A 22,171-nucleotide genomic window follows, 5' to 3' on the forward strand; every position below is an offset into this window, starting at 1 on the left:
GGGCGCGACGGGCCGCGGCCGTCGCGCCGAGGCGCCGGAACGTGGCCAGGGCCGATTCCACCGCGGGGACGTCACCCCCGAGCTGGGCGATAGCGGCATCGTAGGGGCAACCTTTGCGCGTCCATTCGGCCGCGGCGCCGCGCCAGTCACCGCTGGCCTCCAGCTCGAAGTGGGTGCTCAGCTTTCGGCGATCATCGGGTTCGCCGCCCGCCAAACGGACCCAGCGACAAAGGGACCCGACCAGCCACGGGTTCGCGTGGTCGTGAGCCGTCTCCAGCCCCGCCAGCGCCTCGGCGCGGGCGGTGTCGTCGTCGCCGCGCAGCCAAGCCGCCTCGGCGCGGGCGGGCCACACCGGCCCCAGGCGGAAAAAGTCGTCGCGTTCGGCGGCGGCCAGGGCCTCGTCGAGCAGCGCCGACACCGGTCCCTGGCCGCGCCGGGCGCGGATCAAAGCCAGGGTGGTCAACGGCAAATACCGGTGCAGCGGGGACATCGCGGGCCGGGACAGCACGTCCTCGGCGTACGCGGCGGCGCGGGCCCAGTCCCCACGGTGCAACGCGACTTGCGTCGCCGCGGACAGCGCGAGCGGCTCGAAGGTGGCCAAATCGTGCTCGGCGCAAAACGCCGTCGTCTCGGCGATGTAGCCCTCGGCGCGATCGACTTCGTAGTGCAGCGCCGCCTGCCAGCACAACCCCATGCCCATCAGCCCGGTGAGCTCGGCAAGCTCTGGGCTGTCCATCGCCTCCCGCCACGCGGCTTCTAGCTTGTCCCACCCCGCGCCCGTCCGCAGCAGCCCGAACAGGGCCGCGTAGTAGTTCGCCTTGAGCGCAACGGCCGGCATGCCCAGTTGGCTGCCCAGGGCGGTGGCGCGCGCCGCGTACTCGGCGCAGGCCGGGTCGTCGGCCATCATCGAAAGCTCGGCCATGTGAGCCAGCGACCAGGCCAGCTGCGGGGTGGGCCCGCATTGCTCCAGCAGCCGCAACGCCGCCTGGCCCGCCTTCCTGGCCTCGGAGACGCGGCTCAACACGTGCGAGAGCCGGCGCAAGTCGTCGCCCTCGCCCAGGGGATCCTCCAATTGATGGCGCAGCGCGATCGCCGCCCGATACGAGCGCACGGACGGCTGCACGAGCCCGCCCAGATAGGCGGCCTGCGCGTGCTGCTCCAGCCAAACCACTTTCTGTTCGGCGGGCGCGGCGTCGGCGCGTCGGAGGACTAGGGCGTAGAGCTCCGCGGCTTGGCGGTGCGCCCCCAGCCCGGCGGCGTGCTGCGCGGCGGCGACGCCGTACTGGACGGCAGCCGCGGAATCGTCGGCCTCGTCGGCGTGGAAGGCCAATGTCGCCAACGTGTTTGGGTCGACTGGAGGTTCGGCGAGCGCGTCGAGGGCGCGGGCATGCAAGAGCTTGCGTTGATGGGCGTCGATGCGATCCAGCGTCGCGTGCCGAGCGAGTTCGTGGCGAAACGCGATCGACCGCCCCCGAGCGACCAACATTCCCGCGTCGAGGCATTCGGCCAGGCCCGTGCCAGCTGCGGGGCACACGCGGTGCACGAGCTCGGGATCGGCGTGGGGACCGCAGATCGCCACCGCCTTTGCGGCGTCGCGCGCCGGCGTGGACAGGCGAGCCAGCCGTCCCCATACCGCCTCGGAAACGCTGCGGGGCAAGGCATTTCGGGTCAGCGCTTCCGCTCCGGCCGCTAACACCTCGGTGACAAAGAACGGGTTACCGCCGGTCAGTCGGTGCAACTGGTCAGCGTTAACGCCGCTGCCCGTGGCCAACGCGGCTACGGCGTCGCGGCTCAGCGGCTCCAACCCGATGCGGGATACCGCCGTGCAACTGGCCACGTCCCCGAGGGCCACCGAAAGCGGGTGCCGATCGTCGAGTTCGTCGTCGCGGTAGGTCACCACTAGGAGCAGCGGCAGGGAGGCGATGCGACGCGCCAAGAATCGCACCAGGTCGAGGGTGGCCCCGTCCCCCCAGTGGGCGTCTTCGATCACCCACACCCACCGATGCCCGTCCCGCAGCATTGCCAGCAGGCGGCGATACAGCGCGGCGGTGTCACCGGCGTCGATGGCGGCGCCCAGCGCGTCGGCCGCGGGGCCCAACCCGGCTAGCGCGTCGAGCAGTGGACCCAGCGGGCGCGGCGCGCTGAGTGGGTCACACCCGCCCACCAGCACGCGCACCGACCCATCCAATCCCGCGGTGAACGCGTTGATCACCGCGGTCTTGCCGCCCCCGGCCTCGCCCCGCAACAAGACCACCCGGCCGCTGCCACGGCGTACCGCCCGCGTCAGACCATCAAGCTCCGCGAGCACCGCCTCGCGCTCCAGCAAGCGATTTACGTTTCGGCCCGAAGTCACGGTGCCGCCCACCATGAATGCCGGTCAAAATGGGGAGAATTCCCCATCAACGGCGCCGTCGCGCCGGCGCACACTAACCAGTGAGCGCCCGGGGCGGCCCGCAAGACTTCAGCGGCCACTGCAACCGCACACCTGGACATGATGCGGATTCACTGTAGCCCCGGCGCTGGTCCGCGCGCGGCGCACAACGATGGCGAATGGATGAAGAAATCGGCGCCGGCACGCGCCAGACCCGCCGACTCGACGTCACGAGGCCGCCTCGGCCGGGAATCCTGGGATTTTTGCGAGCCGTACACGGGGTATCGGCGGCCGCGCCGCGCTACATTCGAATTATGCGCGGCTTAGAAATCTTAGAGTTCCCCGAAGGGATGTGGTGATGGCCGACCGGGGAGAGGTGTTTCGCCGCGCGTTCTCCTGGCTGCCCTCGCAGTTCGCCTCCCAAAGCGACGAACCGGTCGGCGCGCCGCGCCGGTTCCGTTCCACCGAGCACCTGTCCATCGAGGCCATCGCGGCTTTCGTCGACGGCGAGCTGCGGATGAACGCGCACCTGCGCGCGGCGCACCATCTCTCGCTGTGCCCGGACTGCGCGGCGGAGGTCGAGGATCAGAGCCGGGCGCGCGCCGCGCTGCGCGACTCCCATCCGATTCGCATCCCCAGCAACCTGCTCGGGCTGCTATCCGAAATCCCGCACTACCCCGTGGAGGACGACACGTCCGAGCGCGACGCGCGCGATCAGCGTAAGCGCCGGTAGCCCCACACGCGCGTTCGTGCCGACCAACGGCGCATTGTGGATACTAGGGTGGACACGGACAACGCCGGTGGGGGCGCAAAGCGCCCGGTAAGCGGGCCTGTCTCGAGCGCTCGAGAAGAGAATCCAAAGGGGTAACGTGACCTCCGACGACCGTACTGACGGCGGAAACCAGGGCGGGAACCGCCTGGCGCCGCGTCCCATCTCACGGCCACCGGTCGACCCCGCATCGCGTCAGTTGTTCAGCCGTCCCGCCGGGCAGCAGGGGTCCTTCGTGGCCGAGCGCGTGCGCCCGCCGAAGTACCGCGACGAGGGGGAATTCGCGCCCCACGACCAACCGGCCGACCCGGTGCTGGAGGAGGCCTTCAGCAAGCCCGTCGGCACCGCGGACACGCTGCAGCGCCACCCGATCGATGCCGGCGCGCTGGCGGCCGAGAAGGACGGCGACGAGCCCGACGGCGCCGAAGACCCTTGGCGCGACCCGGCCGCCGGGGCTGCCCTGGGCACCCCGGCGGTGCCGCCGGCACCGCCGCAGGGCGTGCCCGGTTACACCGGCAAGCTCGGCGTGCGCGACGTTCTGTTCGGGCGCAAGGTGTCCTACCTGGCGCTGGCCGTCCTGCTGCTGATCGCCTTGGTCATCGGCATGATCGGCGGCGTGATCGGCCGCAAGACGGCCGAGGTCGTCGAGGCGTTCACCACCTCGAAGGTGAGCCTGGCGACCAACGGCAACGGCGAGTCGCCGGCCGGCCGGTTCGCCAAGGTGGCCGCCGCGACCGCCAATGCGGTGGTGACCATCGAGTCGAAGAGCGACCAAGAGGGCATGCAGGGCTCGGGCGTCGTCATCGACGGCCGCGGCTACATCGTCACCAACAACCACGTGATCTCGGAGGCGGCCAACAACCCGAGCCAGTTCAAGACGACCGTGGTGTTCAACGACGGCAAGGAAGTGCCCGCCAACCTGGTCGGTCGCGACCCGAAGACCGACCTGGCCGTGCTCAAGGTCGACAACGTCGACAACCTGACCGTGGCCCGGCTCGGCGATTCCGACAAGGTGCGGGTGGGTGACGAGGTCATCGCCGCCGGTGCGCCACTGGGGCTGCGCAGCACCGTGACCCACGGCATCATCAGCGCCCTGCACCGGCCCGTCCCGTTGTCCGGGGAGGGCTCGGACACCGACACCGTCATCGACGCCCTGCAGACCGACGCCTCGATCAACCACGGCAACTCCGGTGGCCCGCTGATCGACATGGACTCCCAGGTGATCGGCATCGACACCGCGGGCAAGTCGCTGTCGGACAGCGCGAGCGGGCTGGGCTTCGCGATCCCGATCAACGAGGCCAAGCAGGTCGCGCAGACCCTGATCAAGGACGGCAAGATCGTGCACCCGACGCTCGGGGTCAGCACCCGCTCGGTGAGCAACGCGATCGCCTCCGGCGCGCAGGTCGCCAACGTCAAGGCGGGCAGCCCCGCGCAGAAGGGCGGGATCCTGGAGAACGACGTGATCGTCAAGGTCGGCAGCCGCAAGGTCGCCGACGCCGACGAGTTCGTCGTCGCCGTCCGGCAGCTGACCATCGGCCAGGACTCCCCGGTGGAGGTGGTCCGCGACGGCCGCCACGTCACGCTGACGGTCAAACCGGATCCGGACTAGGCGATCTATGTTCTCCAACCTCAGCTGGGAGCACATCCTGGTCCTCGTCGTGGTCGGGCTGGTGATCCTCGGGCCCGAGCGCCTTCCCGGCGCTATCCGCTGGACGTCCACCGCGCTGCGGCAGGCCCGCGACTACCTCAGCGGCGTGACCAACCAGCTGCGCGAGGACATCGGCCCCGAGTTCGACGACCTGCGCGCCCCGCTGTCCGAGCTGCAGAAGCTGCGCGGCATGACGCCGCGCGCCGCGCTGACCAAGCACCTGCTGGACGGCGACGACTCGTTCCTGACCGGGAATTTCGAGGGGCCGGTGAATGGGGCGCCTAAACCGGTGCAGCCGGCGGAGCCGCCCCAGCCGGTCACCGAGCTGCGCGCGTCCGGCCCGGCCCCGTTCGACACCGACGCGACCTGATCTCTGGTCGCGAGCGACCGCAGATGTACGCCGTTTACGGCGTGTCGCCGTGCAAACACGGTCGCTCGCGGGTGGGTGAGCTAACGCCGCGTCGGGTCCAGGCCCAACGACACGCCCGCCAGCCCACGCTTTCGCGCCGACAGGGTGTCGGCCACCCCGCGCAGTTCCTTGCCGACCGGGGAGTCCGGCGCGCTTAGCACGACCGGGACGCCGGAATCACCCGCGGCGACCAGCGACGGGTCCAGCGGGATCTGACCCAGCAGCGGCACGTCGGCGCCGACGGCGCGGGACAACCGCTCGGCGACCTGCCGCCCGCCGCCCTCGCCGAACACGTGCATGGTGGTGCCGTCGGGCAGCGTCAGCCCGGACATGTTCTCCACGACACCGACGATGCGCTGCCGGGTTTGCAGGGCGATGCTGCCGGCCCGCTCGGCGACCTCGGCCGCCGCCAGCTGCGGGGTCGTCACGACCAGGATCTCGGCGTTGGGGATCAGCTGGGCCACCGAGATCGCGACGTCGCCGGTGCCCGGGGGCAGGTCGAGCAGTAGGACGTCCAGGTCGCCCCAGTACACGTCGGCCAGGAACTGCTGCAGCGCGCGGTGCAGCATCGGCCCGCGCCACACCACCGGGGTGTTGCCCTGAGTGAACTGGGCGATCGAGATGACCTTCACCTCGTGGGCGATGGGCGGCAGGATCATCGACTCGACCTGGGTGGGCCGGTCGGTGGTGCCCATCATCCGCGGAATGGAGTGGCCGTGGATGTCGGCGTCCAGCACGCCGACCGACAGCCCGCGCGCGGCCATCGCCGCCGCCAGGTTGACCGTGACCGTGGACTTCCCGACGCCGCCCTTGCCGGACGCGACCGCGTAGACCCGGGTCAGGGAGCTGGGCTGGGCGAAGGGGATGACCGGCTCGCGGGCGTCCCCGCGCAACTGCTTGCGCAGCTCGGTGCGCTGCTCGTCGTTCATCACGTCCAGGCTGACCTTGACGGCGCCCGTGCCGGGCACGTCGGCGACCGCGCCGGCGACCCGCTCGGTGATCTCCGTCTTCTTGGGGCAGGCGGCGGTGGTCAGGTAGATCGCCACGTGCACGCCGCCGTCGGCGTCGACGTCGACGCTCTTGACCATCCCGAGTTCGGTGATGGGACGGCGCAATTCGGGGTCGATAACCTTCCCCAGGGCGGTGCGGATGGCGGCAGCTAGATCGGTGGACATCACCGCCGAGTCTAGGCGTGCGCGGCGGGTCCCTTTAGCCGGCCGGTCCGGGCCTGGGCGATCCCGACGCCTGCGGCCCCGCGGCGGGACCCACCGGGGCCGGTGGAACGGGGTTGGCGGGCGGCGGACCGAACGCCGGCTGCCCGAAGGCTGGCGGCGCCGGGTTCTGCGGACCGATGCAGATCACGGTGCAGCCGGGCAGTTGCGTCGGCGACTGCTGCGGTGTGGGTTGCATCCATGGGTACATCGGCTGCTGGCCGGTGGACGGCGTCCCGCTCAGGTCGATCAGCGGTGTCCGCGCGAAGAAGTCGTCCGACGGAAGGCCGATGACGTTCATCGGCAGGTTGGGGCCGAGCCCCTCCGGATGATCGTCGTGTGCGTTGCCGAGCGGCGGCGGCGGCCCGGTCATCGGCGGCAGGTCGACTGGGACCACGCCGGTGGCGTAGGCCGCGGCCCAGCCCAACACGTTCTGCGCGTAGGCCATCGAGTTGTTGTAGCGCAGGATCGCCGACATCACCTGCGACGGGTCGCGCAGGTTGAGCCCCCCGCTGCACAGGTAGCGGGCGGCCGCCAGGGTGGAGTCGAACAGGTTCTGCGGATCGGCCGTTCCGTCGCCCTTGCCGTCGACGGCGTAGCGCGCCCAGGTGCCCGGCAGGAACTGCATCGGCCCCATCGCGCGGGCGTAGGTGGGGCGGTTGCCTGCGGTGCTCTGCAGGATGACCTCGTTGCCGGGCAGCGTGCCGTCCAGCGCGGGGCCATAGATCGGGACGACGGCGGTGCCGCGCGAGTCGACGGCGCCGCCACTCGCGTGGCCCGATTCGATGCGGCCGATGCCGGCGAGCAGGTTCCAGCTGACGCCGCAGTTCGGGGCGGCGACGGCCATCTTCTGTTCGGCGCTGCGGTACGCGGCGAGCGCGATCGACGGAATGCCAAGGGCGCCAGGCGCACTCACGATCATCGGGGGAGGCGGCGCGGACGGGGCGGCCTCGGCGATGTGGAACGCCGTCGGGGCCCGGTCGATCGCGAAAACCACCGGCCCGGTGGTGTCGGGCGCGCTCGGCGAGACCGCGGCCACCGGAAAGATCGCGGCGTCGCGCACCGGCATGACCTGGCTGTGCACCGGTGGGGCGTGCCCGGGGAAGGTGGGAGCCGCGCCGCCGACCGCTCCGGCGAAGACCAGGGGAGTGATGACGGCGACCCCGAAAGCCGGCGATTTTGTCAGGCGTGCGCGTTGCCGCTCGGCCGCGGCGTCGGGGCGTTTACCCCAGCGTGCCCCAATGCGCACTCGACGGTCCTAAGGTCGGGAAACTACCGGCTGAGCTTCGTGAACCAGATCACAATACATAACCCCCGTGACGGGAGTGGCGCAATGGTGGATTTGATAATTACCGGGATTTCTTAGCCGTTCGCTCCCAGTCGTCACCCGCCCTCGCGGCCTCCCCGTCCGCACCTTCCGGCTGCAACCGGGCCAGCATAGAACGCAAGTCCTCCAGCTCGTCGCGCAGGTACTCACGGGTCACGACCTCGCCCACCGCCAGCCGCAACGAGGCCAGCTCGCGGGCCAGGTACTCGGTGTCGGCCTTGGTTTGGGCGGCGCGGCGCCGATCATCTTCGAGCGCGACGCGGTCCCGGTTCTCCTGGCGGTTCTGGGCCAGCAGGATCAGCGGGGCCGCGTAGGCGGCCTGCGTGGAGAAGGCCAGGTTGAGCAGGATGAACGGGTAGGGGTCCCAGCGCAGCTCGACCGCGGACACGTTCAGCGCGATCCACACCACCACGATGATCGTCTGGATCAGCAGGTAACGGCCGGTGCCGAAGAACCGCGCGATGGACTCGGTGACCTGCCCGACGGCCTCGGGGTCGACGCGGGGCGAATACCGGCGCGACGTCCGGGGGGTGTAAAGCCGGCGCGGTGCGGTGGACCTGCTCACCCCGACGCTCCTCCCAGTCGTTGTTCGATGCGGCCGGTGGTGTCCAGCTGCTGCACATCCACGCGCCAGTCGTGCGGCAGCAAGTGGTCGAGCAGGTCGTCCACGGTCACCGCGCCCAACAGGTGGTTCTGGTCGTCGAGCACGGGCCCGCACACCAGGTTGTAGGCGGCGAGGTAGCGGGTGACCGCGCCGAGCGGGGTCTCCGGCGTCAGGGTCAGCAGGTCGCTGTCGACGATCCCGCCGACCAGCTCCGCCGGCGCTTCGCGCAGCAGCCGCTGCAGCGGTATGCAGCCCAGGTAGCGCCCCGTGGGGGTGGCCGTCGGCGGGCGCGCCACGAACACCATGGACGACAGCGCCGCGGTCAGGTCGGGGTCGCGGACCCGGGCCAGTGCCTCGGCGACCGACGTGTCCGGGGTGAGCACCACCGGGTCGGAGGTCATCAGGCCGCCCGCGGTGTCGGGGGAATGGGTCAGCAGCCGGCGCACCGGTTCGGACTCGTCGGGGTCCATCCGGGTCAGCAGCATTTCGGCGTCCGTCGGGTTCAGCACGCCGAGCAGGTCGGCGGCGTCGTCGGGGTCCATCTCCTCGAGCACGTCGGCCGATCGGTCGGTGCCCAGCTGCGAGAGCACGTCCGCCTGGTCCAACTCAGGCAGCTCCTGCAGGACGTCGGCCAGCCGGTCGTCATCGAGCGCCTTGAGCACCTCGTAGCGCCGCTTGGGCGGCAGGCCGCGGATCGCATCGGCCACATCGACCGCCTTGCGCCCCTCGAACTGGTCCAGCAGCTGTGCCACCCCTTGGCCGGGCAGCGCCAGCGCCGACGGGGTCAGGCCCTGGACGTTCTGCCAGTCCACGACGTGCACGGGGCCGCGCCGTCGCAGCCGTCGCTGGGTGCGCACGGCGACCCGGGTGACCAGCCAGTCGCGCGTCCGGATCTGTTCGATCCCCAGGTCGGTGATGACGACGTCGAGACCGGCCAGCTCCGGCAGTTCGGGATCGTTGACCTTGACGACGGTGTCGAGCACCTGGCCCATCGCCAGCACCTCGCCCGGCCGCTGCTCGAAGTGGCGCAACGACACGCTGCCGGTGTTGAGCGTCACCGCGTCGGGCTCGATCCCGGCGACCCGCAGCATCGGGATGAAAATGCTGCGGCGCGTTGCCAAATCGACGACCAGCCCCAGGACGCGGGGCTGCTGGAGGACGATGCTGATGCTGATCACGACGTCGCGCACGCGGCCGAAGTTTTCGCCGAGCGGACCCAACACCAACATTCGCGGGAGCCGCGCGACGTACACCCTGTTGACCGGTCCCATGCCAGAGAGCCTATTCAGCCGCCGCCCGGATGGCAGGCTGCGACGCCGCTTTGCGGCGAGTTGCCCTAATGGGAACGGATGCTGAACATCGCGATGACCAAAAAGACCACCAGGGTGCCCGCGCCGATCACGATTCCCGTGACGGCCAAACCGTAGCCCTCCTGGCGGGTCTGCTTGATCTGGTTCAGCGCGATCACGCCCAGCACGATGGCCACGATCGAGCCGATGGCACAGCACAGAAAGCCGGAGAACGACGAGATGAGCGACGCGATCGCCATGCCGTTGGTCCCAGGCTGGACCCGGTAGTCCGGCGTCGCGAAGTAGCCGCCGGGATAGGACGGCGGCCCGTAGCCGGGATATCCGGCGGGATAGGGCGGGGGTCCATAGCCGGGCGGGGGTCCGTAGCCGGGCGGTGGGCCGTATCCCGGGGGCGGCCCGTATTCGGGGGGCGGCATCGGCGGTGGGTAGTCGGGGGGATAGCCCGGCGGATAGCCCGGGGGCGAATATGCCGGATACTCGAGCGCGGGCGGATCCCAGGGCGGCGTCCAATCATCCCGGCCGCCGCCTGGCGGCGGTTTGGCGCCTTCGCCGGGGTCGCCGGGGGCTGACATGGTGCTCAACCTAGCAAAACGGGCTCGGGATGAGAGGATGGCCGAGGCGGAGGAGAATGAGCGGCGATGAGTAGTCCTTTCCAGCCCGGACAGGTTCCCGGCGCCACGCCCACGGGCGCGGCGGCCGGCCGGCGCGGCGTGCCCTCGCTGCCGACACCGCCCAAGGGCTGGCCCGTCGGCTCCTATCCCACCTACGCCGAGGCGCAGCGCGCGGTCGACTACCTGTCCGACCAACAGTTCCCGGTGCAGCAGGTGACCATCGTCGGCGTCGACCTCATGCAGGTCGAGCGCGTCACCGGCCGGCTGTCGTGGCCCAAGGTGTTGGGCGGCGGGGTGATCAGCGGGGCCTGGCTGGGCCTGTTCATCGGCCTGGTGCTCGGCTTCTTCAGCCCCAACCCGTGGGCCGCGCTGGTCACCGGCCTGGTCGCCGGGGTGTTCTTCGGCCTGATCACCTCCGCCGTGCCCTACGCAATGGCCCGTGGCACAAGGGATTTCAGCTCCACTCTGCAATTGGTGGCCGGACGCTACGACGTGCTCTGCGATCCGCAAAACGCGGAGAAGGCACGGGATCTGCTGGCGCGCCTGGCGATCTGATGGGTCGTCGTGGCCTGGCGACGCTCACCGTCGCGTCGGCGCTGCTGTCCGGCTGCGCGGCGGCCGGCTCGGGCGTGGTGGTCAGCTTCTACACGCCGGCGACCGACGCGGCCACCTTCACCGCCGTCGCGCAGGAGTGCACCCGGCAACTGGGGTTCACGGTCCGGCACGTCAGCCTGCCCCGCGGCCCCGGCGAGCAGCGGGTGCAGCTGGCCCGCCGGCTGAGCGCCCACGACCGCGGCCTGGACGTGATGGCGCTGGACGTGGTGTGGACCGCGGAATTCGCCGAGGCGGGCTGGGCGCTGCCGCTGTCCGACGATCCCGCGGGGCAGGCCGAGTCCGACGCCACCGTCGATACCCTGCCGGGCCCGCTGGCGACGGCGCGGTGGAAGCAGCGGCTGTACGGCGCGCCCGTGACCACCAACACCCAATTGCTTTGGTATCGGCCGGATTTGGTGAGCCAGCCGCCGTCGACCTGGGACGGCATGGTGGCCGAGGCCACCCGGCTGCACGACGCGGGCCAGCCTTCCTGGATCGCCGCGCAGGCCAACGAGGGTGAGGGCCTGGTGGTGTGGTTCAACACGCTGCTGGTGAGCGCGGGCGGCCAGGTGCTATCCGACGACGGCCGTCGCGTCACGCTGACCGACACGCCGGCGCACCGGGCCGCCACCGTCGACGCCCTGCGGGTCCTCAAGTCGGTGGCCACCGCGCCCGGGGCCGACCCGTCGTTCAGCCGGACCGACGAGGGCACCGCGCGGCTGGCGGTGGAACAGGGCAGGGCCGCGCTCGAGGTCAACTGGCCCTATGTGCTGGCCTCCCTGCTGGAGAACGCCGTCAAGGGCGGCGTGCCGTTCCTGCCGCTGAACCGCGATCCGGCGCTGACCGGCAGCATCAACGATGTCGGCACCTTCGTGCCCACCGACGAGCAATTCCGCATCGCTTACCGGGCAAGCCAGCAGGTCTTCGGGTTCGCGCCCTACCCGCGGGTGGCGCCGGACCGCCCGGCCAAGGTAACCATCGGCGGGCTGAACCTGGCGGTGGCCAGCACCACCCGCCACCGCGCGGAGGCGTTCGAAGCGGTGCGCTGCCTGCGCAGCGTGCAGAGCCAGAAGTACGTGTCGATCGCCGGCGGGTTGCCCGCGGTGCGCACGTCGCTGTACTCCGATCCGCAATTCCAGGCCAAGTATCCGATGCACACGGTGATTCGCCAGCAGCTCACCGACGCGGCCGTGCGCCCGGCGACGCCGGTGTACCAGGCGCTGTCGCTGCGGCTGTCGGCGGCGCTGAGCCCGATCACCCGGATCGACCCGGAGCGCACGGCCGACGAGCTCACCGCGCGGGCGCAGAAGGCGATCGACGGCAAGGGGCTGCTGCCGTGAGCCGCGCCGAGCGGCGACTGGCGTTCACCTTGGTCGCACCCGCCGCGACCCTGATGCTCGCGGTGACGGCTTACCCGATCGGCTACGCGGTCTGGCTCAGCCTGCAGCGCAACAACCTTGCCACGCCGGGTGACACCGCCTTCATCGGGCTGGGCAACTACCAGACGATCCTGACCGACCGGTACTGGTGGACAGCGCTTTTGGTGACGCTGGGAATCACGGCGGTCTCGGTGACGATCGAGTTCGTGGTGGGCCTGACGCTGGCCCTGGTGATGCACCGCACGCTTGTCGGCAAGGGCCTGGTGCGCACCGCGGTGCTGATCCCGTACGGCATCGTCACCGTCGTCGCGTCGTACAGCTGGTACTACGCCTGGACGCCCGGGACCGGCTACCTGGCCAACCTGTTGCCGCAGGGGAGCGCCCCACTCACGCAACAGATTCCGTCGCTTGGCATCGTCGTGCTGGCCGAGGTCTGGAAGACCACGCCCTTCATGTCGCTGCTGCTGCTGGCCGGGCTGGCGCTGGTGCCCGAGGACCTGCTGAAGGCCGCGCAGGTCGACGGGGCCGGCGCGTGGCGGCGGCTGACCCGGATCATCCTGCCGATCATCAAGCCCGCGGTCGTGGTCGCGCTGCTGTTCCGAACCCTGGACGCGTTTCGCATCTTCGACAACATCTACGTGCTGACCGACGGCGCCAACAACACCGACTCGGTGTCAATCCTGGGCTACGACAACCTGTTCAAGGGCTTCAACGTGGGCCTAGGCTCGGCGATCAGCGTGCTGATCTTCTGTTGCGTGGGCATCATCGCGCTGGTGTACATCAAGGCGTTCGGCGCATCAGCGCCCGGTGGTGCGGGCGATGGCCGCTAAACCCGTCGGGCGCTTGGCGGTCTGGGCCGTGATCGACACGCTGGTGGTGGTGTACGCGATCGTCCCGGTGCTGTGGATTCTGTCGCTGTCGCTCAAGCCGTCGTCAACGGTCAAGGACGGCAAGCTGATTCCGTCGTCGGTGACCCTGGAGAACTACCGCGGCATCTTCCGGGGCGAATTCTTCAGCTCGGCATTGATCAACTCGATCGGCATCGGCTTGATCACCACGGCGATCGCGGTGGTGCTGGGCGCCATGGCGGCCTACGCGATCGCCCGGTTGGACTTTCCCGGCAAGCGGGCGCTGATCGGCGCCACTTTGCTGATCACCATGTTCCCCGCCATCTCGCTGGTCACCCCGCTGTTCAACATCGAACGCGCGCTCGGCCTGTTCGACACCTGGCCGGGCCTGATCCTGCCGTACATCACTTTCGCTCTGCCCCTTGCCATTTACACACTGTCGGCGTTCTTCCGGGAGATCCCGTGGGACCTGGAGAAGGCAGCCAAGATGGACGGCGCCACGCCGGGTCAGGCCTTCCGCCGGGTGATCGTGCCGCTGGCGGCGCCCGGCCTGGTGACCGCGGCGATCCTTGTCTTCATCTTCGCCTGGAACGACCTGCTGCTGGCGCTGTCGCTGACCGCCACCAAGGCGGCCATCACCGCGCCGGTGGCGATCGCGAACTTTTCCGGCAGTTCGCAGTTCGAGGAACCCACCGGGTCGATCGCGGCCGGTGCCGTCGTGATTACCGTCCCGATCATCGTTTTTGTTCTAATTTTCCAACGACGGATTGTCGCCGGGTTGACCTCTGGCGCTGTGAAGGGATAGCGCGATGGCCGAGATTGTGTTGGAGAATGTCAACAAGAGCTACGCCGACGGCGCCGCCGCGGTGAAGGACCTGAACATCACCATCGCCGACGGCGAATTCCTGATCTTGGTCGGGCCTTCCGGCTGCGGCAAGACCACGACGCTGAACATGATTGCCGGGCTTGAGGACATCTCGTCGGGCGAGCTGCGCATCGACGGCCAGCGGATGAACGAGAAGGCGCCCAAGGACCGCGACATCGCGATGGTGTTCCAGTCCTATGCGCTCTACCCGCACATGACCGTGCGACAGAACATCGCGTTTCCGCTGACCCTGGCGAAGATGAAGAAGGCCGAGATCGCGCAGAAGGTGGAAGAGACCGCGAAAACCCTTGACCTGACCGAGCTTCTGGACCGCAAGCCGTCCCAGTTGTCCGGTGGGCAGCGCCAGCGGGTCGCGATGGGCCGGGCGATCGTGCGCCATCCCAAGGCGTTCCTCATGGACGAGCCGCTGTCCAACCTGGATGCCAAGCTGCGGGTGCAGATGCGCGGCGAGATCGCCCGGCTGCAGCGCAGATTGGGCACCACCACCGTCTACGTCACCCACGATCAGACCGAGGCCATGACGCTGGGGGACCGCGTGGTGGTGATGCACGGCGGTGTGGCGCAGCAGATCGGCACCCCCGACGAGCTTTACGAGCGTCCCGCGAATCTGTTCGTCGCGGGGTTCATCGGCTCGCCGGCGATGAACTTCTTCCCCGCCGAGCTGACGCCGAACGGACTGACCCTGTCGTTCGGCGAGGTCATGCTGGACCCGGAGGTGCAGCGCGTGATCTCGGCGCACGACAAGCCGGCGAACGTCATCGTCGGCGTGCGCCCGGAGCACCTGGCCGACGCCGCGCTGATCGACGGGTATCAGCGCATCAGGGCGCTGACCTTCGAGGTGAAGGTCGACATGGTCGAATCGCTGGGCGCCGACAAGTACGTGTACTTCACCACCGCGGGCCCGGCCGTGCACGCCGCCCAGCTCGACGAGCTGGAGGCGCAGGGCGAGGTGCACGAAAACCAGTTCGTGGCAAGGGTTCCCGCGGAGTCGAAGGCCACCATCGGGCAGTCGATCGAGTTGGCCCTCGACACGACGAAGGTCGCCGTCTTCGACGCCGACTCCGGGGCGAACCTGACACTGCCCGTCGCCCAGTGACCCTGGAGCTGGTGCGCGCGCACCTGCGCGGCCACTTCGCTGGCGCCGAGCCCGACTCGGCCAGCGTCACGTTCCTGGGCACCGAGCCCATTGAGGTGCTGCGATTTCGCGGCGGGGGATTGGTGCATTACGTGTCGCTGGGGTGCTCGCGGCATCCGATGACCGACCCGACGGAGGTGCTGGCCGACCCGTTGCGCGGCCCGCGCGCCGAAATCGTGTTGCGGCTCCGGGATCCCGGGCCGGCCACCGGCATCGCGCGCAGCCTGGCCGTGCTGGCGGCGACGCCGGCCGTCGAGGGCGTGGTGTTGGTCGCCGACGCCCTCGTCGACCTCGGCTCGCCGCTGTGGGCGTGGCCGTCGGGCCGGGTGCCGTTCACCGCGGTGCTGTTGGGCGACAGCGACATCCCGGATCTGCCGCTCGACCCGCCGCGCGAGCCGGTGAAGTTCCTGTCGGCGACCCCGATCACCGCGACGGAGGCGGCCTGGGTGCGGCTCAAGGGCGCCGAGGCGATGCGGCAGGCCTGGAGCAACGACGGCGTCGACGTGCTGGACCCGAAACGCCCTGCGGCGCAACCCAGTTGAGTGTGCAGTGGCGGCTTTGAGTGGGTATCAGCGGCGGGAAAATCGAGAAATTCCCGCCCTGGATGCACACGCAAAGCCCTGGGCGCACACTGACACCCGCACTAAAGCCAGTGGTTGCGGCGGAATTGGAAGTACAGGATCAGGCAGGAGAGCGCCATCAGGGCCATGATCCCCGGGTAGCCCCACGTCCAGTTCAGCTCGGGCATGAAATGGAAGTTCATCCCGTAAATGGCGGCGACCGCGGTGGGCAACGCCGCGATACCGGCCCAGGCCGCCATCTTGCGCATGTCGTTGTTCTGCTGCATGCCGACTCGGGCCAGGGCGGCCTGGATCAGCGAGTTGAGCATGTCGTCATAGCTGTTGATGTGGTCCGCGGCCTCCGACTGGTGGTCGGAGACGTCGCGCAGGTAGCGGCGCACCTCCTTGGAGATCACGTCCTTGTTTTCGATCTGGATCCGATGGAACGCGGACGACAGGGGATTCACGCACCGGCGCAGCTCGACGACCTCGCGCTTGAGCAGATAGATCGGCTCGACGTCGATCTTGCGGCCCGGGGCGAACGCCACTTCCTCGATGGTGTCGATGTCCGACTCGATCAGGCTGCTCACCTCGAGGTAGTGGTCGACCACGTTGTCGGCGATGGCGTGCATCACGGCGTAGGGGCCGAGGCGCATCTGTTCGGGGTCGGCGTCCAGGCGCTTGCGCACGTCGGACAGCCCGCCGTGCTCGCCATGGCGGACGGTGACCACGAAGTCCTTGCCGACGAACACCATGATCTCGCCGGTTTCGACGATCTGGCGGGCCGCCGCCACCGACTCGTGCGGGACGTAGTTGACGGTCTTCAGGACGAGGAACACCGTGTCGTCGTATCGCTCCAGCTTGGGCCGCTGGTGCGCGCACACGGCGTCCTCGACGGCCAACGGATGCAGCCCGAAGACGTCGGCGACGTCCTGCATCTCGGCCAGGCTCGGCTCCCGCAGACCGACCCAGACGAACGCCTCCTGCCCGAACACTTCGGTCTGGCGCACCCGGGTGAGCGCGGCCGCATAGCTGAACTTCCCCGGCAGCCGATGGCCGTCGACGTAGACGGCGCAGTCGACCAGGGTCTCGACGGGTGCCTGCTCGACGGGCTGGGTGCGTTGCTCGCGCGGCTCGGGCACGAGCGGTCGCAGCACTTCGGGCAACGCGTCAGGTCCGGGAAACACCTTCACCTCCGATCGCGGCGCAGGTCAGGCAAGCGGTGCTCAATGCTACGCGTCCTGGGGAAAGACGGCATGAAGGCGCAGTGGCGGCCGTGGACCGGACGTTTCGCGCCGACGGCGGTGCGCTAGTTTCGACTTCGACCGCAACCGCGTCCCGAGGAGTACATCGAAGTGAGCGCAAGTCCTGTCAAGGTCGCCGTCACCGGCGCCGCCGGCCAGATCGGCTACAGCCTGTTGTTCCGCCTGGCCAGCGGGGCGCTGCTGGGCGCCGACCGCCCGATCGAGCTGCGCCTGCTGGAGATCGAGCCGGCGCTCAAGGCGCTCGAGGGCGTCGTGATGGAACTCGACGACTGCGCCTTCCCGCTGCTGTCGGGCGTGGAAATCGGCGCGGACCCGAACAAGATCTTCGACGGCGTGAACCTCGCCCTGCTCGTCGGCGCGCGCCCGCGCGGCCCGGGCATGGAGCGCGGCGACCTGCTGGAGGCCAACGGCGCGATCTTCACCGCGCAGGGCAAGGCCCTCAACTCCGTCGCCGCGGACGACGTGCGCGTCGGCGTGACGGGCAACCCGGCCAACACCAACGCGCTCATCGCGATGACCAACGCGCCCGACATCCCGCGGGAGCGGTTCTCCGCGCTTACCCGCCTCGACCACAACCGGGCGATATCGCAGCTGGCGAAGAAGACCGGCGCCGCCGTCACCGACATCAAGAAGATGACGATCTGGGGCAACCACTCGGCCACCCAGTACCCCGACATCTTCCACGCCGAGGTCGGCGGCAAGAACGCGGCCGAGGTCGTCGGCGACCAGGGGTGGATCGAGAACGACTTCATCCCGACCGTCGCCAAGCGCGGCGCCGCGATCATCGACGCGCGCGGCGCCTCGTCGGCCGCGTCGGCCGCGTCGGCGACCATCGATGCCGCCCGTGACTGGCTGCTCGGCAGCCCCGCGGGCGACTGGCTTTCCATGGCGGTCGTCTCCGACGGCTCCTACGGCGTGCCGGAGGGCCTGATCTCCTCGTTCCCGGTGACCACCAAGGACGGCAACTGGTCGATCGTGCAGGGTCTGGAGATCGACGAGTTCTCCCGCGGCCGGATCGACAAGTCGACCGCGGAGCTGGCCGACGAGCGCAACGCGGTCACGGAGCTCGGCCTCATCTGATCTCCGACGGAAATTAGGTCTACTAATGGGTAGCCCTTACCCTGATGCGATGCCACACACCGCGTCGCCGCAGCTGGCCATCGGAGACGATGAGATCTTCGACGCGCACGTAGGCGGGAAGCTGTCGGTGGCCCTGAGCGCTCCGCTGGACACCGAGCGCGCGTTGTCGATCGCCTACACCCCGGGCGTGGCGCAGGTCAGCCGGGCGATCGCCGCGGACCGCACCTTGGCCGCGCGGTACACGTGGTCGAACCGGCTGGTGGCCGTCGTCAGCGACGGCAGCGCGGTGCTCGGCCTCGGCGACATCGGCCCCGCGGCGTCGCTGCCGGTGATGGAGGGCAAGTGCGCCCTGTTCCAGGCGTACGGCGGGCTGAACGCGATCCCGATCGTGCTGGACACCAAGGACCCCGACGAGATCGTCGAGACGCTGGTGCGGCTGCGCCCCACGTTCGGCGCCGTCAACCTCGAGGACATCTCCGCCCCGCGCTGCTTCGAGATCGAACGGCGGGTCATCGAGGCGCTGGACTGTCCGGTGATGCACGACGACCAGCACGGCACGGCGATCGTGGTGCTGGCCGCGCTGATGGGCGCCAGCAAGTTGCTCGGCCGGGACATGTCCTCGCTGCGCGTGGTGGTCTCGGGTGCCGGTGCCGCCGGGGTGGCGTGCACGAATCTCCTTCTGACGATGGGTGTTTCGGACATCACGGTGCTCGATTCGCGCGGCATTTTGCACGGCGGGCGCGACGACATGAACGGCGTCAAGGTCGAACTCGCCCTGCGGACCAATCCCGACGGCCTGTCCGGTGGCCTGGTCGAGGCGCTCGAAGGCGCGGACGTGTTCCTCGGCCTGTCGGGGGGAGTAGTCCCCGAGGAGTTGGTCGCCACCATGGCGCCGGGCGGGATCGTGTTCGCGCTGTCCAACCCGGACCCGGAAATCCACCCCCACGTCGCCGCCAAGTACGCCGCGGTGGTGGCGACCGGCCGCAGCGACTTCCCAAACCAGATCAACAACGTGCTCGCGTTCCCGGGGGTGTTCCGCGGCGCGCTGGACGCCGGGGCCCGCCGCATCACCGAGAAGATGATGGTGGCCGCCGCCGAGGCGATCTTCTCCGTCGTCAGCGACGACCTCGCGATCGACCGGATCGTCCCGAGCCCGCTGGACTCCCGCGTCGGGGAAGCCGTCGCCGCCGCCGTCGCGATCGCTTCCGACTCCTCCGTGTGACCAGGCTGGCCGCGCTGCTGCTGGCCGCGCTGCTCGCGGTGGCGGGCTGCGGACAGAGCCGTCCCGCAACGGAATTGGTGGTCGGGTCGCGGCCCGACCCCGAGTCGGCGCTGCTGGCCGCCCTCTACACCGCGGCGCTGCGGTCCTACGGTTTCGCGGCCCGGCCCGAAACCGCCCCCGACCCGATGGCGAAGCTGGACTCGGGCGCGTTCACCGTCGTGCCCGCGTTCACCGGACAGACGTTGCGGCTCCTGCAGCCCGGCGCGACGGCGATGTCCGACGCACAGGTCTACCGGGCGATGATCGCGGCGCTGCCCGAGGGCGTCCTGGCCGGTGACTACGCCACCGCCGCTGAGGACAAGCCCGTGCTGCTGGTCACCCGGGCCACCGCGAAGGCCTGGGGCGGGCACGACCTCACCGCGGACCTGAGCACGCTGCCGGCCCACTGCGACGGGCTGGCGATCGGGGCCGTCACCGGATTTCACGCACCCGCGGCAGTGGGATCCTGCCGGCTGCCCACGCCGCGCGAATTCCCTTCGGAGGACGCGCTTTTCGCGGCGGTGCGGGCCGGGCAGCCGTCAGCGGGATGGACCACCACCGCCGACCCCAACAGCCCGGGCGACCTGGTCGCGCTGGCCGACGGCAAACCCGCGCTGATCCAGGCCGAGAACGTGGTGCCCTTGTATCGGCGCAACGCGCTCTCCGATCGGCAGCTGCTGGCGATCAACGAGGTGGCCGGCGTGCTGGACACCGCGGCGCTGGCCGACATGCGCCGGCAGGTGGCCGGCGGCGCCGACCCGCAGGCGGTCGCGGGCGGTTGGCTGGCCGAACACCCGTTGGGGCGCTGAGGGTTAGGCCGTCGAGTCTCGGCGCGGCCGTTAGGGCTTGGGCATCAAGCGGCCCATCACCGGGCCGAACAGCTGCTGGTAATACGGGCCCGCCACCCGCACCATCACGTCCAACAGCTTGGCGTCCGTGCCGACCAGCACCCGGGCCTTCTTCTTGCGGACGGCGTCCAGGATGACCTTGGCGGCGCGTTCCGGGCTGGTCCGGGCGAGCCGCTTGTCGAACAGCTTGGCCAGCTGTTCGGGGTCGAGTCCCTCGGCGGCGGTGGCGTTGCGGGCGATCGCGGTCTGGATGCCGCCGGGGTGCACGGTGGTCACCGCGACCGGGTGGCGGGCCAGCACCATTTCCTGCCGCAGCGCCTCGGTGAAGCCGCGGACGGCGAACTTGGCCGCGTTGTACGCCGCCTGGCCCGGCACGGAGAACAGCCCGAACACGCTGGAGACGTTGACGACGTGGCCGTCCCCGGAGGCGATCAGGTGCGGAAGAAACGCCTTGGTGCCGTTCACGACGCCCCAGAAGTCGACGTCCATCACCCGCTCGATGTCCTTGAACTGGCTGACCTCGACGTCGCCGGTGAAGGCGATGCCGGCGTTGTTGTAGATCTGGTTGACCTTGCCGAAGTGCTCGGCGACGTCGTCGGCGTAGGCCAGGAAGGCCTCGCGCTCGGTGACGTTGAGCCGGTCCGCCTTGACCGGCGCGCCGATGGCCTTCAGCCGCTCCTCGGTGTGGGCCAGGCCCTCGGTGTCGACGTCGCTGATGGCCACCTTGGCGCCCGAGCGGGCCAGCTCGATCGCCAACGCCTGACCGATACCCGAACCGGCACCCGTGACCACGGCGACCTTCCCCGCGAATCCCTGCATGAGCACCCTCCTCGTGTCGGCTCGGTGTCGAGGCTAACCGGTACCCCGGGTACCGCCGCCATCGGGAGGAGGCGCGGCCGGGCAGCCGCCGCGGCCGGCCGGTGTCGGCCATATCGCGGCGCGGGCGGCAGCAAACATGAGATGCTTCCCTCCCGACCGGCGATTCGGAGGTGGCGATGTCGTTCTTGGTGGCCCTGCCCAACGGATTGGAGGCTGCGGCAACGGATTTGGCCGGCATCGGTTACTCGTTGGGTGAGGTCAACCGCGTGGTCGCGACCGCGACCACCGAGCTGCTGCCGGCGGGCGCCGACGACGTGTCGGCGGCCATCGCGGCTGTGTTCGGCGCCCACGGCCGGGCCTACCAAACCCTCAGCACGCAGGCGGCGGCATTCCATCAGCAGTTCGCGCAGGCGGTGCAGGCCGGCGCGGCCGCGTACGCGGGCGCGGAGGCCGCCAACGCCAACCCGCTGCAGGAAGAGTTGCTGGGCCTGGTCAATGCCCCCACCGAGGCGCTGCTGGGGCGGCCGCTGATCGGCGACGGCGCCAACGGCACGGCGGCGAACCCCAACGGCGGTGCCGGGGGGCTGCTGTGGGGCAACGGCGGAGCCGGCTTCACCCAGACGGCCAACGGCGTGGCCGGCGGCAACGGCGGCGACGCCGGGCTGTTCGGCACCGGGGGAGGCGGCGGTGGCGGCGGGGCCGGCGCCAACGGCGGTCACGGGGGCAGCGGCGGCCTGCTCTATGGCAACGGCGGTACCGGCGGGCTCGGCGGGGCCGCCGCTAGTGGTGTCAACGGCGGCAACCCCGGGAACGGTGGGGGCGGCGGCAGTGCGGTGCTGTTCGGCAGCGGCGGGGCAGGCGGGCAGGGCGGCACAGGCCTGACCGGTGCGACCGCCGTCACGCCCGACGGCGGCACGGCGGCCACCGGCAGCACCGGGCTGAACGCCGGAAACGTGGGCGGCCCCGGCGGTACGGGCGACAACGGAACGCTGGGCCAGGTCGGCGGCACCGGCGGCGCCGGCTATGGCCCCAATGTCCTCCTCTCGAACGCCGACGCCCAGGGCGGCACTGGTGGCATCGGCGGCGTCGGCGGCAATGGCCTCGACGCCAGCGGCGGCGCGGGAGGCACCGGCGGCGCCGGTGGGATCGGCGGAGACGGTGGGCTGCTATTCGGTAGCGGCGGGGCCGGTGGGCAGGGCGGCGTCGGTGGGCACGGCGGCGCCGGCGGCACCGCCG

At 70.2% G+C, this 22,171-nt stretch carries 21 protein-coding genes; 13 read left to right on the top strand and 8 right to left on the bottom strand.

What is annotated here, in order from left to right; all coding sequences use genetic code 11:
- A partial coding sequence (locus tag N415_RS17075; RefSeq protein ID WP_239645606.1) for an AAA family ATPase occupies nt 1-2,326 on the bottom strand: 2,326 nt, incomplete at its 3' end.
- 403 nt (nt 2,327-2,729) lie between these two features.
- Between N415_RS17075 and rseA the strand changes: the two genes are divergently transcribed.
- The 3 genes from rseA (at nt 2,730) to tatB (ending at nt 5,158) form a co-directional block, all read left to right on the top strand.
- Nucleotides 2,730-3,104, top strand: a complete 375-nt coding sequence (gene rseA / locus N415_RS17080; RefSeq protein WP_068184344.1) for an anti-sigma E factor RseA — start codon at nt 2,730-2,732, stop codon at nt 3,102-3,104.
- 136 nt (nt 3,105-3,240) lie between these two features.
- The gene (locus N415_RS17085; RefSeq protein WP_068184298.1) at nt 3,241-4,749 is read left to right on the top strand and encodes a trypsin-like peptidase domain-containing protein; all 1,509 of its coding nucleotides are present in this window, start codon (nt 3,241-3,243) and stop codon (nt 4,747-4,749) included.
- Nucleotides 4,750-4,756: 7 nt separating this feature from the next.
- A complete protein-coding gene (gene tatB, locus N415_RS17090; RefSeq protein ID WP_068184300.1) occupies nt 4,757-5,158 on the top strand; it encodes a Sec-independent protein translocase protein TatB in 402 nt (133 codons plus the stop codon).
- An 80-nt stretch (nt 5,159-5,238) separates the two neighbouring features.
- Here tatB and N415_RS17095 read toward each other — a convergent pair whose 3' ends face one another.
- From N415_RS17095 to N415_RS17115, 5 genes are all read right to left on the bottom strand, one after another.
- On the bottom strand, nt 5,239-6,372 hold the full coding sequence (locus N415_RS17095) for an Mrp/NBP35 family ATP-binding protein (RefSeq protein ID WP_068184304.1): 1,134 nt from the start codon (nt 6,370-6,372) through the stop codon (nt 5,239-5,241).
- 34 nt (nt 6,373-6,406) lie between these two features.
- Complete coding sequence (locus N415_RS17100) at nt 6,407-7,657, bottom strand: lytic murein transglycosylase (protein ID WP_068184307.1); 1,251 nt, start codon at nt 7,655-7,657, stop codon at nt 6,407-6,409.
- A gap of 100 nt (nt 7,658-7,757) precedes the next feature.
- A complete protein-coding gene (locus N415_RS17105; RefSeq protein ID WP_068184310.1) occupies nt 7,758-8,300 on the bottom strand; it encodes a DUF1003 domain-containing protein in 543 nt (180 codons plus the stop codon).
- Nucleotides 8,297-9,610 (bottom strand): CBS domain-containing protein, encoded by a 1,314-nt coding sequence (locus N415_RS17110; protein WP_068184313.1) that lies wholly within the window; start codon nt 9,608-9,610, stop codon nt 8,297-8,299. Before N415_RS17110 ends, N415_RS17105 begins: the two co-directional genes overlap by 4 nt.
- A gap of 65 nt (nt 9,611-9,675) precedes the next feature.
- Nucleotides 9,676-10,221 (bottom strand): DUF4190 domain-containing protein, encoded by a 546-nt coding sequence (locus tag N415_RS17115; RefSeq protein ID WP_068184316.1) that lies wholly within the window; start codon nt 10,219-10,221, stop codon nt 9,676-9,678.
- Between the two features lie 66 nt (nt 10,222-10,287).
- On the opposite strand from N415_RS17115, the gene N415_RS17120 reads away from it, so the two are divergent.
- Genes N415_RS17120 through N415_RS17145 form a run of 6 tightly spaced genes read left to right on the top strand, consistent with a single transcriptional unit; the run spans nt 10,288 to nt 15,644 of the window.
- Entirely contained in the window at nt 10,288-10,815 is a 528-nt protein-coding gene (locus N415_RS17120) for a general stress protein (protein WP_068184318.1), read from the top strand.
- A complete protein-coding gene (locus tag N415_RS17125) occupies nt 10,815-12,194 on the top strand; it encodes an extracellular solute-binding protein (protein ID WP_068184320.1) in 1,380 nt (459 codons plus the stop codon). Before N415_RS17120 ends, N415_RS17125 begins: the two co-directional genes overlap by 1 nt.
- Before the next feature lie 53 nt (nt 12,195-12,247).
- Nucleotides 12,248-13,063: a sugar ABC transporter permease gene (locus N415_RS17130; RefSeq protein WP_081665322.1), complete on the top strand. Its 816-nt coding sequence runs from the start codon at nt 12,248-12,250 to the stop codon at nt 13,061-13,063.
- Nucleotides 13,053-13,886 carry a carbohydrate ABC transporter permease gene (locus tag N415_RS17135; protein ID WP_068102489.1) on the top strand — a complete coding sequence of 278 codons (834 nt, stop codon included), beginning with the start codon at nt 13,053-13,055 and terminating at the stop codon, nt 13,884-13,886. Before N415_RS17130 ends, N415_RS17135 begins: the two co-directional genes overlap by 11 nt.
- Nucleotides 13,887-13,890: 4 nt before the next feature.
- Nucleotides 13,891-15,063, top strand: a complete 1,173-nt coding sequence (ugpC, locus tag N415_RS17140; protein ID WP_068184324.1) for a sn-glycerol-3-phosphate ABC transporter ATP-binding protein UgpC — start codon at nt 13,891-13,893, stop codon at nt 15,061-15,063.
- Nucleotides 15,064-15,065: 2 nt separating this feature from the next.
- The gene (locus N415_RS17145; protein ID WP_068184347.1) at nt 15,066-15,644 is read left to right on the top strand and encodes a suppressor of fused domain protein; all 579 of its coding nucleotides are present in this window, start codon (nt 15,066-15,068) and stop codon (nt 15,642-15,644) included.
- Between the two features lie 101 nt (nt 15,645-15,745).
- On the opposite strand, the gene corA is transcribed toward N415_RS17145, so the two are convergent.
- Nucleotides 15,746-16,849 (bottom strand): magnesium/cobalt transporter CorA, encoded by a 1,104-nt coding sequence (corA, locus tag N415_RS17150; RefSeq protein WP_068184349.1) that lies wholly within the window; start codon nt 16,847-16,849, stop codon nt 15,746-15,748.
- A 168-nt stretch (nt 16,850-17,017) separates the two neighbouring features.
- Here corA and N415_RS17155 point away from each other — a divergent pair, with 168 nt between their 5' ends.
- From N415_RS17155 to N415_RS17165, 3 genes are read left to right on the top strand one after another with little or no spacing between them, the layout of a single operon-like run.
- Nucleotides 17,018-18,007 (top strand): malate dehydrogenase, encoded by a 990-nt coding sequence (locus N415_RS17155; RefSeq protein WP_068184328.1) that lies wholly within the window; start codon nt 17,018-17,020, stop codon nt 18,005-18,007.
- 49 nt (nt 18,008-18,056) lie between these two features.
- On the top strand, nt 18,057-19,229 hold the full coding sequence (locus N415_RS17160) for an NADP-dependent malic enzyme (RefSeq protein WP_152531442.1): 1,173 nt from the start codon (nt 18,057-18,059) through the stop codon (nt 19,227-19,229).
- A complete protein-coding gene (locus N415_RS17165; RefSeq protein ID WP_068184335.1) occupies nt 19,226-20,077 on the top strand; it encodes a glycine betaine ABC transporter substrate-binding protein in 852 nt (283 codons plus the stop codon). The genes N415_RS17160 and N415_RS17165 overlap by 4 nt, the downstream gene beginning before the upstream one ends.
- A gap of 30 nt (nt 20,078-20,107) precedes the next feature.
- Here N415_RS17165 and N415_RS17170 read toward each other — a convergent pair whose 3' ends face one another.
- Complete coding sequence (locus N415_RS17170) at nt 20,108-20,935, bottom strand: SDR family NAD(P)-dependent oxidoreductase (protein WP_068184338.1); 828 nt, start codon at nt 20,933-20,935, stop codon at nt 20,108-20,110.
- Between the two features lie 176 nt (nt 20,936-21,111).
- Here N415_RS17170 and N415_RS17175 point away from each other — a divergent pair.
- Nucleotides 21,112-22,171: PE family protein (locus tag N415_RS17175; protein WP_081665323.1), on the top strand; the 1,060-nt coding region annotated here is incomplete at its 3' end.

This window comes from Mycobacterium sp. UM_CSW (assembly GCF_000455205.1).
Taxonomy (GTDB): domain Bacteria; phylum Actinomycetota; class Actinomycetes; order Mycobacteriales; family Mycobacteriaceae; genus Mycobacterium.